The following is an 8,823-nucleotide window of genomic DNA, read 5'->3' on the forward strand; positions in this document are numbered from 1 at the left end:
TATTCAAGGTTTAGCTTGCTGGCGGCAACCAAGGGGCGGCTGCCGCCGACCGCCCCTAGGAACCCCACGGCGCCCCGAGCATCACGCTTAATCCTTCAATGCACAATTGATGTGAACGTAAACGCCGAAGATAGGCCGACTTTCACATTCATGTACGCTTCCCAGTTCGGCCATCCATGGCCTCTCGTTCAAAGCTGCGCTTTTCACTCATGGCCTAGTTTCGCCTTATCGCGCATTGCCTACATGGATGTAGGTACTTAGGATTTATCGGGAACAAAATCATGCTATGCGCGATATTACTCATCAATTGCTTATTTTCAGGGCGTGATGATGAGGGAAGGGTGTTAAACGCCAGATTGGTTTTTGGTCTTGGCAATATGCAAGACCTAGCCCCACGGTTTCCAGTCATAGAAAGCACACTGCCTTTATGCACCTAATTAAGAATTACATTGTTTTGAGTGTTTTTTAACTAATTGATAATATTTAATAAGTGGATATAAGAAGATTAAAGCAACAAAAAATATGATGTTAGAAAATAACAACATTTCACTTCTAGTATAACCTCCAGCAGTAAACTCATAATAAAGCGCCAAAAGAACAGCTGTTATTTGAGCGTATATAATGAGTAACCAAATGATATGATGTAAAATATAACGTTTATATATAATACCTAAACATGCGCCGATAGTAAGAGTATCAAACGTAAATGTAAGACAACTCAGCCATGCTGGCTGAATTTTTTGCAAGCTTATATTGAAAAAGGAGTTATAGATGTCATAGCCTGTGGTAAGTAAAAGTAATAGGAGAAACAAGTACCAAAATATATTGCTTTTCATAGTATCAATACCAATAACCATAAGGTATATCGTTCGGATTTTTTGGTAGCTTTAACCAACCTTCACTGTCATCTATGTATCGTTTAGTAAAGTTTCTTCTTATCGCACCTGCTGGCGCAAGGTTTGCTAGTATTTTTAATAAATTGGTAGATTCATTTGAGCTGCGGCCATAAGTTTGAATCGTAAGTTTTATGGTAGGGTAAACTCTAGTATATGCTTCATTTGCATCTTTATGATTACCGATGAACTGGCGATATACGAAATGGCCTACTGAAGCGATTCTACCGGCAATACCTACTTTTTTCACAACACTCATTTCTTTTGATGAGCTCATAACTTTCCTTGTTCCTTTTTTGACCTATGCTGAAGTTCGATATTCTCACTTTTTTTTTGTAATGTAAACGAACAATTTTTTAAGGCTATGGGGCTTTCTGTTTATAAGCAGTTAACGCAAACGCGAAGATAGTCCAGACTTTCACGCTCCCCAGTTCGGCCATCCATGGCCTCTAGTTCAAAGCTGCGCTTTTCACCCATGGCAAGTCACGGTTTTCATTTCATTGCCTACATGGATGTAGGTACTTAGGATTTGTCGGGAACAAAATCCTGCCATGAAATGAATTACTCATCAATTACTTATTTTCAGTGCGTGATGACGGGGGAAGGGTTTTAAACGTGAAGTAGGTGTTTGGTCTTGGCTAAATACAAGAGCTGAGCTTGCGCAGTGAATCCAAGCATTCAAGAATGCTTGACCGAAAGTTTTTGTTGGCAAGTTTTTATATTTTTGATATTTATAGGTTTTATGCTTTTACAAATTATGATGCTTTATAGGATAGATAAAGTGGAAACTTTCCAGCTTCTATTTCGCAGTTACCTTTTATTGATCTAAAGTTTGTTGATTTAAGTCAATGTGTACTAATTAAGGCTAATTATCAGCCATTAGATAAGGATAGAATAAATGGATTCAATGCTCGAGTACTTGGGCTGGATATTTCTTATTATAATCCTTTTCATTATAGGAGGGGTTTTATTCAGGTGGGATAGAGAGAGTAAACATAAAAAAGGATTTGATTATGGGATAATAATTGCCGTAATAATACTTTGCTTATTCAGTAGTGTTAGCTTTTTTTACTTTTCTCGATTTAGTTTTAGTTTGGCAGAGCCTTTGAATAAGTGGGTTGATGCTGCCACTTACTTTAATAATGCCTTAAACCCAGTTTTATTAATCGTTACGATAATATTGCTCTACAGAACATGGAAAACGAGTAAATCAGAGCTTGAAGAAACTAGAAACTTAGTAAGTACCCAGCTTCTTCTTGAGCAATCTAATCGCCTCAGAGCTAGCTGTGAAAAATTGCAAAGCGTGATTAAAGCATCAATTAATAAATACGGTTTATTAAGCTCAGCTGTTTTATATTCATTTGAAAGAATGATTAATGAAATAGATCAAGGTGACAGTAAAGCTTTTATAAAAAATAACAGTTATAAGCAAAAGGAGGGAGTTGAATCTAGTTCTGAACTATTTACATCAGTACTCAGTCTCATTGAATCAGCAGATCTTAGTCATTACCTAAAAGACCCTGAGTGCAAGACTTTTTTAAAGCATGAATGTGAAGAGCTCGAGTATTTAAAAACCTTTGAAGACTTAATATCTGTGTTTGTAAACAAGCCTACTTCGGATGAAATTATCAGGCTCTATGCGCACTTATAATGAAAAGACGTATATTGATTTTATTCTAAAGGGCCCTTTTGCTGATTGGCGCGGCCATGTGTTGGGGGCTGATCAACGCGATGCTACAAAACAGCTTTTAAGTCACTTACAGAATCCAGTTATTTATAACCTACTCAATGAAGCGCAAGCCCCAGCAGTTAAGCAAGCAAACTTAGCTATTGCTCACCAATAAGCATCTAATGATCTTATTATTCTTAGCCAGCTCACCGAAACTTATTTAAGGATGGGAGAGTTTGAAAAAGCGCTGGTGATGGCAAGTAAACTTGAAAAAGCGGCTATTTCACAAAAAAATACCCAATATGTGGGGAATGCTTTACTCTTTCAAAGTGAAGTATTAACACGAAAAGAACTATTTGATTTAAGCGCCTTAAAGCTGGCAAATGCGATAGAACAATTTAAAATAATTAATGATTTACCTCGACAAGCCGACGCTTTGATTGCACAGTCGTGGATAGATCACAATCAGGCAGATTATAACGCCATTAAGCATAGTCTGCTTACATCAGCCAAATTAGCCTTTGAGGCTCACGATAAACAACGTGAGCTTGATGCTTTAACTTACTTATCTGTGTTGGCGCATAAAAATAAACAAGAAGACGACAAATACCTTTATTTAAGAGAAGCCGAAAGTAAAATGAAGGCTTACCAATTTCCTAGCTATCACTTGGCTATCATACCGTTTCACTATGCTATTTTTACTAAGAACCTCGAGGATAAAGAGCCTCATTTAAAACAAGTAATAAAACTAGCTACATTGACGCCTGAGTTTTGGGCTGCACGAACGAGTCGTAGGCAATTAATGAAATACTATATAAGTCAAAACCGCCTGAAAGACGCACAAGTACTTATGACAGGTATTACATTAGATAGTGCAGATAACTCTTACTTGAAAACGTTGTTAGCAGATGCGCAAAACGATACTGATGCATTTATTAGTCACGCAGAGCGTACTTTTGAGCAAGCACAATTGTCGGGTAATCTTCGTCTTAGTTTAGACATCGCACTATTGATTTGCGGCTCTGACAATACCCAAGTAAATTATGATTTTTATTCTCAATATATCAATGAAAAAGGCAGTGACTATTGGCGACGGATAAATGAGGAGAAGCTGACGTCTTTGAGTTTATGAATTGTACTAAGCGCTTACTTAAAAACGTAAAAGGCAGCAATAGTGCTGCCTTGACGCTTTATTAAATAAGCTAATTCTGTTTGAAGTTAACCCAGTTTAGCTTCCAGTTTTTATCACGTGATTGTATCGTCAATTTATTTTTCCCTTTGTTTAAGTAAATGGTAGCGCCTGATTGGGTTTGCCATTGATGATATCCACCCGTGCTTGTTACCTTTTCTGTGGCTAGCTCTTCATCATTCACTAATATTGCAAAGCCTTTTGTATCATCAGGAGCTGCTACTCGGTAGCTAAGCGAATAATGCCCTGATTTTGCGACCTCTAACTGATAGCTCATTATCGCCTTGTCACTTATGCCGCCTGGGCCCGTTAAATTGAATTTACCATCGATATCTGAGGTTCTTCCTACGGAGGAGCCGGTGATCTCACTTGCTGATTCGGCTTCCAATCTTCCAGGTGTTTGTACCCAAGGTGCTCGTGTTTTTACCGTATTACTGTAATCACTTTGTTGATGACGCCTAACCGCTACCACCGTGTATTCATATTGATGGTTATCGATATTAGCATCTTTAAATATTGTTTCTACTATGTTTGGTGCTAATAGTTTAAATGTGCTGCCTATCGCTGAGTTCCTGTAAACACGATAACTTTCAATATCTGTTTGTTCGCTCTTGTCCCAGCTTAAAGTAACAAGACCTTGTTGTTGTTTTATGGTTAAATTAGTGACCGTGTCTGGGTAGGGTAAAACCGCATCACGCCTTAACTGTTCACTGTGTTGCGCTATTTTTAGCGTTTTTTTAAACTGCTTGGTGTTGCCTCCCATTGCTGGGGCTGCGCCATCAAGTGCAATCCTAAATCCTTCTACTGCACCGATAAAGTCTTTACCCATGACGCCTCTTTCACTAACCGCAAATGTATTCCAATGCCAGCTACCACCTCGTGCTACGCGGAATTCACAATTCTCACTTGTCCATGGTTGGCCATTAGTGGGTGCATTTTTATAGTTTTTTTTGTAACAGTCAGCAGTAAATTCAACCACATTACTAATCATGTCATGTAGACCAAATGGATTTGGTTTATACATACCAACGATGCTTGCATAAGCTGAGTGATCAACACAGTTTGACTTACCATTGAAGAAGTTAACATAGCTGGTATTGGTATCGCGTTGTAGTATATTTTCGCCCGTTAAATCAGCCGTATTCTCGTATTCACAAACGAGGGTTTGGTCGGGGTCGTCACCAAAATAATATTTACTGTTTGTGCCTGCTCTTGCTGCGTATTCCCATTCAGCTTCACTGGGCAGGCGATAAGGGCGACCTGTTTTCTCAGCCAACCATTGAACGTAAGCATTAGCCGATTTCCAGCCAATACAATTAACGGGTTGAAAGTCACTGGTGTTGAGCGAGTTGTTTTCCCATGTGCCTGCTGTTGCTCCATAATTAAACCAGCCATTTAATTGATGGATGCATTTAGTCGGCATGTCATAGCCAGACTCTTTAACAAAGTGACGAAACTCTCTGACGGTTACTTCATATTTTCCTAAGCTAAACTCGGGTAGCGCTACCTTATGAACAGGCTGGGCATCTTCTTTATCTATATCGCCCATCTGAAAAGTACCCGCAGGTATCGTGACCATGATGGGTTCAATCAAACCACTGGTACTTTCATTTGCATAAACTGCAGGGCTATTAATCGACAAGAAGAGAGGAATTATTAATTTATTTATTTTCATTTAGTTTTCCTTTTTAATGAGAGAGTAATAGTGGAAAACTAAGCAATAAAAATCTTATAAAAAATCTAAATGGTGGAAAAAATAGAAAACACCTAGATGATTTTTTGATTAAAAGCTACAACTCTTTGTTTAACCAGTAAGAACTTAACTTCATATATCAAAGGTCTGGATTTATAATTTACCTATAGGTTGGATCTTAAGAAAATTTGAAGCTGAATGCTGAACAAAGCGACAAAGGGGTTAAGTTCTGAGGGATCGCCTTGATCCCCTAAGCACATTACTTTTGATAAGACATTCCATGTCGCGTTTGTTAACATTTATCTTGGCGTATGTATTCGGTGTAACGTTTTTTAGCGAATTCAATTACACCGTATTTTTTGCTGTTTGTTTTTTATACCGGAAAGTTCAGCACGCTCTCGTATAAATCGCTCTCTTCAATAAGATGTATTAACCGAATTTACTGCCAACTCACACTTAAATCTAGCGCTTCTCCTATACTCGAAGAACAAGGGCCAAAAACGGTATAGTCACCAATAATTCTCATAAATTTAGCCTGACGACTATTTGGCAGCGTTGATAAATCGAGTGTAGTATTAAGGCCATAAGGTTGCCCCTCTTCGACAAATTTATCGACGACAAGCTCATTAGCCTCATCACCATAAATTCCATTATCGTTGAGGTCAATCCAGACTTTCCATGAGGTAGATCGCTCTGTTACTCCAGTATCTCCTTGAATGTTGATGATAGTATTACTGGGATTTATCAGCTCTATCGGCATTTGGGTATAGTCCCATGCTGTTGAGTTATAATTAATGTCGTTGCCACCAATAGAAACATGAGTGATGTGCTTATCGACGCTAGCTGAGTTTATTGAGCAATACTGATCTGTTACCTGAATAAGCCGTTCAAAGGTATCTTGATCATCGGATTGATCAGTTACTGTCAACTTAATTAGGTAACTTCCTGATTCTGCGAAAATATGCTTAGGGCTGGCTTCTGTTGAAGTTTGACCATCGCCAAAATCCCATAACCATTGAACGACTTGACTCGTTGAGTATTGCGTGATGTCTAAGGGAACCCCCAAAATAATTATTAACGGTCCTTTTTCAGGTGTGTCGTACCGCGAAACTGGCTGGTATAATGCTAGCCATCGTTTCGTGCGGCTTGAGCCACAGGACTTTAAAATCCGTGTCCATCACAATCACGGGTCGGCAATCACTTGGCAGGATCAGTTTGTGCATTAAAAAAATTGTTTTTTGTACTTTTGGATAATGGTGCTAAAAGCTGAACGTGCTTTCCCGATAGGGGGCAAAGAGCGAGCTTTACTGAACCGTCGGTCAATACATTTAGTATCATGTTTTTCAGTTGTTTTTGAATTTAAATAGCGAGCGATATAAGTTAAGGTGCATTGCTGACAGTGCAAAAGAGATTTAACGGCAGCGACTAAAGTATTAAATCTAGCTTTATGGATTGGGTTGGGGGTGACAGCGCGGAGTATATTGTGCAAAATAGTAAAGCATTCATGGTCTTTCGTGCTGTTTTTTAGCGGTTCATAAAATCACAAAACACCATGATTGTTCCCGTACTCCCTAAATTTTCAATACTATTAGTTCATTGATATATAAGGCCAATTCTTGGGAAACTTTTGGGTATTAGGATAAAATAAATAACTGAACAAAGGACTCTGAGATAACGCATGAAAAAAGCCATATTTACCCTTGCCATTGGCGATAACCCAATGTATCAAGCCGCAATTTTGAGTTTTAAGCATTACGCCGAAAAAGTCGGTGCAGATTTAATAATATCTGACCAATTGCACTATCCGATAAAGATCGAAAACCCAACATATAATGCAAGCCCTGCGTGGACAGAAAAACTGAGAATAGGTGAGTTGCTCGAAACATATGACAGAGTGCTCTACGTAGACGCTGATGTTTTAATTACACCTCATGCTAGAAATGTTTTTGACCTTTATACCGATTTGCAAACTGCTTATTGGTTTGATGAAGGTATTATTCAAGAGCGTGAGCAAGATGTCGCAATGGTATGTGATGCGCTTGGAAAAGTCGACTGGCCGCTCAAGAGTAATCGACCTATTTATTACAATGCGGGTATCATTCTGACGTCTAGCCAATGCCCACTTTTTAAAAAGACTACGCTCGATGATTTACACAAGGTTTGTAATAAAATAACGCATTATGACCAGAGCTATTTCAATTATACACTCCATAAAAATGGCATCGCACATAGCTCATTTGACAAAGCTTTTAACCGAATGGATATGTTTGGCAAAGAAGGTTACTTAGATGCTGACTTTATTCACTACGCAGGTAAAGGATACGCCAAAAATAGTCGGCGTCGTGATATACAGTTTTTAAAAGATTTTGCCCAGCTATATAAAGGGTTGGTATCTGAGAGTGAAATTGAACAACTCAAAGATAAAGCGTGGGATAACTTTTTAAGCACGGTATACGCCAAATATCCGCTGCCCAATTGGTTAATTGAGCTATGTAGCGAGAGATGCATTGATCGCTAGTTTTTTATAAAACTGTGTTTATTTTGTTTTTGATTTGTTGGTTCTTTGTGCATAACATTCTGCGTGTTGATATGAAGAACCAAACTACTCACCCATTATTGGCTTTTTGCTGATTGTCGGGATACATCTGCGACCGGCATTAAATTAGTCAGACTTTAAATAAATATAATTTAATCATTTTATGTCCTCCTTAAGGATTTTGCAGTCTCTATCAGCGCCGTAATGAAAGTCGTCATCCCAAGCAATATAGTCACTAATTTTATTTTGGCTTTTCCGGTTAGCGTAAGCTCTATCTATCGTATTAAAGTATAAAACTTCGGGTTCTCTAAAGTGTGGGTGTGAATTTTGTAAATATCGAACACAGTAGCTTATGTTGATCATATCCAAAATAATCTGCTTACTGATCTCAGTATCTAAATTTGGTATACGCCCTTGTTCAATATCAATAACCAGTTGTAATGTTGAAGCTGCGCCTAAACTAAAGGTGATGAGCTGTGGAGAATCAAACTTTTCATACACATAGCGCTCATAATCATCACGAATACCGTTATCATTTTGGTCAACACCGTCCAGCGTTTTATAGTCGTCAGGGTGTTCAGGTGGTAAATCTGGGGTTTGGTAGAATGAATCTTTAATTTTTTGCCAACTACTATGAAGTTTAGGTTCGTTATTCTCATTCCAATAGCGGGCAAGGTAGTAGTCGGCTCCGTGTTTTACAAGGTTGCCACCTTGATATACTTTGTTTGCTTGCCATTTTTCTATCACAGTATTTTGCAGCCAAATCCAACCATCCCAATGGGGTTGGTTTTCTATCGGTTCAATGCCTTTAACCCAAAAAGCGGCAATAAATAAGCTGTTGTT

General features: G+C 38.4%; 8 protein-coding genes. 4 read left to right on the top strand and 4 right to left on the bottom strand.

Annotated elements, in window-relative coordinates; genetic code table 11:
* Positions 1 to 840: 840 nt before the first annotated feature.
* Complete coding sequence (locus H5232_RS21125) at positions 841 to 1,170, bottom strand: hypothetical protein (RefSeq protein WP_182719586.1); 330 nt, start codon at positions 1,168 to 1,170, stop codon at positions 841 to 843.
* A 621-nt stretch (positions 1,171 to 1,791) separates the two neighbouring features.
* Here H5232_RS21125 and H5232_RS21130 point away from each other — a divergent pair.
* The 3 genes from H5232_RS21130 (at position 1,792) to H5232_RS21140 (ending at position 3,694) form a co-directional block, all read left to right on the top strand.
* Positions 1,792 to 2,544 (top strand): hypothetical protein, encoded by a 753-nt coding sequence (locus tag H5232_RS21130; RefSeq protein ID WP_182831457.1) that lies wholly within the window; start codon positions 1,792 to 1,794, stop codon positions 2,542 to 2,544.
* Positions 2,531 to 2,737, top strand: a complete 207-nt coding sequence (locus tag H5232_RS21135; protein WP_182831458.1) for a hypothetical protein — start codon at positions 2,531 to 2,533, stop codon at positions 2,735 to 2,737. Before H5232_RS21130 ends, H5232_RS21135 begins: the two co-directional genes overlap by 14 nt.
* 78 nt (positions 2,738 to 2,815) lie before the next feature.
* Entirely contained in the window at positions 2,816 to 3,694 is an 879-nt protein-coding gene (locus H5232_RS21140) for a hypothetical protein (RefSeq protein WP_182831459.1), read from the top strand.
* 70 nt (positions 3,695 to 3,764) lie between these two features.
* Here H5232_RS21140 and H5232_RS21145 read toward each other — a convergent pair whose 3' ends face one another.
* Together H5232_RS21145 and H5232_RS21150 are read right to left on the bottom strand one after the other, a co-directional pair.
* Entirely contained in the window at positions 3,765 to 5,426 is a 1,662-nt protein-coding gene (locus tag H5232_RS21145) for an SUMF1/EgtB/PvdO family nonheme iron enzyme (protein ID WP_182768319.1), read from the bottom strand.
* A gap of 457 nt (positions 5,427 to 5,883) precedes the next feature.
* A complete protein-coding gene (locus tag H5232_RS21150) occupies positions 5,884 to 6,510 on the bottom strand; it encodes a PKD domain-containing protein (RefSeq protein ID WP_259400169.1) in 627 nt (208 codons plus the stop codon).
* Between the two features lie 612 nt (positions 6,511 to 7,122).
* On the opposite strand from H5232_RS21150, the gene H5232_RS21155 reads away from it, so the two are divergent.
* Complete coding sequence (locus tag H5232_RS21155) at positions 7,123 to 7,962, top strand: glycosyltransferase family 8 protein (RefSeq protein ID WP_182719590.1); 840 nt, start codon at positions 7,123 to 7,125, stop codon at positions 7,960 to 7,962.
* Positions 7,963 to 8,136: 174 nt separating this feature from the next.
* Here the strand turns inward: H5232_RS21155 and H5232_RS21160 are convergent.
* Positions 8,137 to 8,823, bottom strand: a 687-nt coding sequence (locus H5232_RS21160) for a chitodextrinase (RefSeq protein WP_182831460.1), incomplete at its 5' end; no start/stop codon positions are given.

Origin of the sequence: Pseudoalteromonas sp. SG41-5 (assembly GCF_014164495.1) — a bacterium.
In the GTDB taxonomy this organism is placed as follows: Bacteria; Pseudomonadota; Gammaproteobacteria; order Enterobacterales; family Alteromonadaceae; genus Pseudoalteromonas; species Pseudoalteromonas rhizosphaerae.

Coding starts and splice junctions, on each gene's coding strand:
- H5232_RS21125 (WP_182719586.1), bottom strand. CDS start 1,170: ATGAGCTCATCAAAAGAAATGAGTGTTGTGAAAAAAGTAGGTATTGCC.
- H5232_RS21130 (WP_182831457.1), top strand. CDS start 1,792: ATGGATTCAATGCTCGAGTACTTGGGCTGGATATTTCTTATTATAATC.
- H5232_RS21135 (WP_182831458.1), top strand. CDS start 2,531: ATGCGCACTTATAATGAAAAGACGTATATTGATTTTATTCTAAAGGGC.
- H5232_RS21140 (WP_182831459.1), top strand. CDS start 2,816: ATGGCAAGTAAACTTGAAAAAGCGGCTATTTCACAAAAAAATACCCAA.
- H5232_RS21145 (WP_182768319.1), bottom strand. CDS start 5,426: ATGAAAATAAATAAATTAATAATTCCTCTCTTCTTGTCGATTAATAGC.
- H5232_RS21155 (WP_182719590.1), top strand. CDS start 7,123: ATGAAAAAAGCCATATTTACCCTTGCCATTGGCGATAACCCAATGTAT.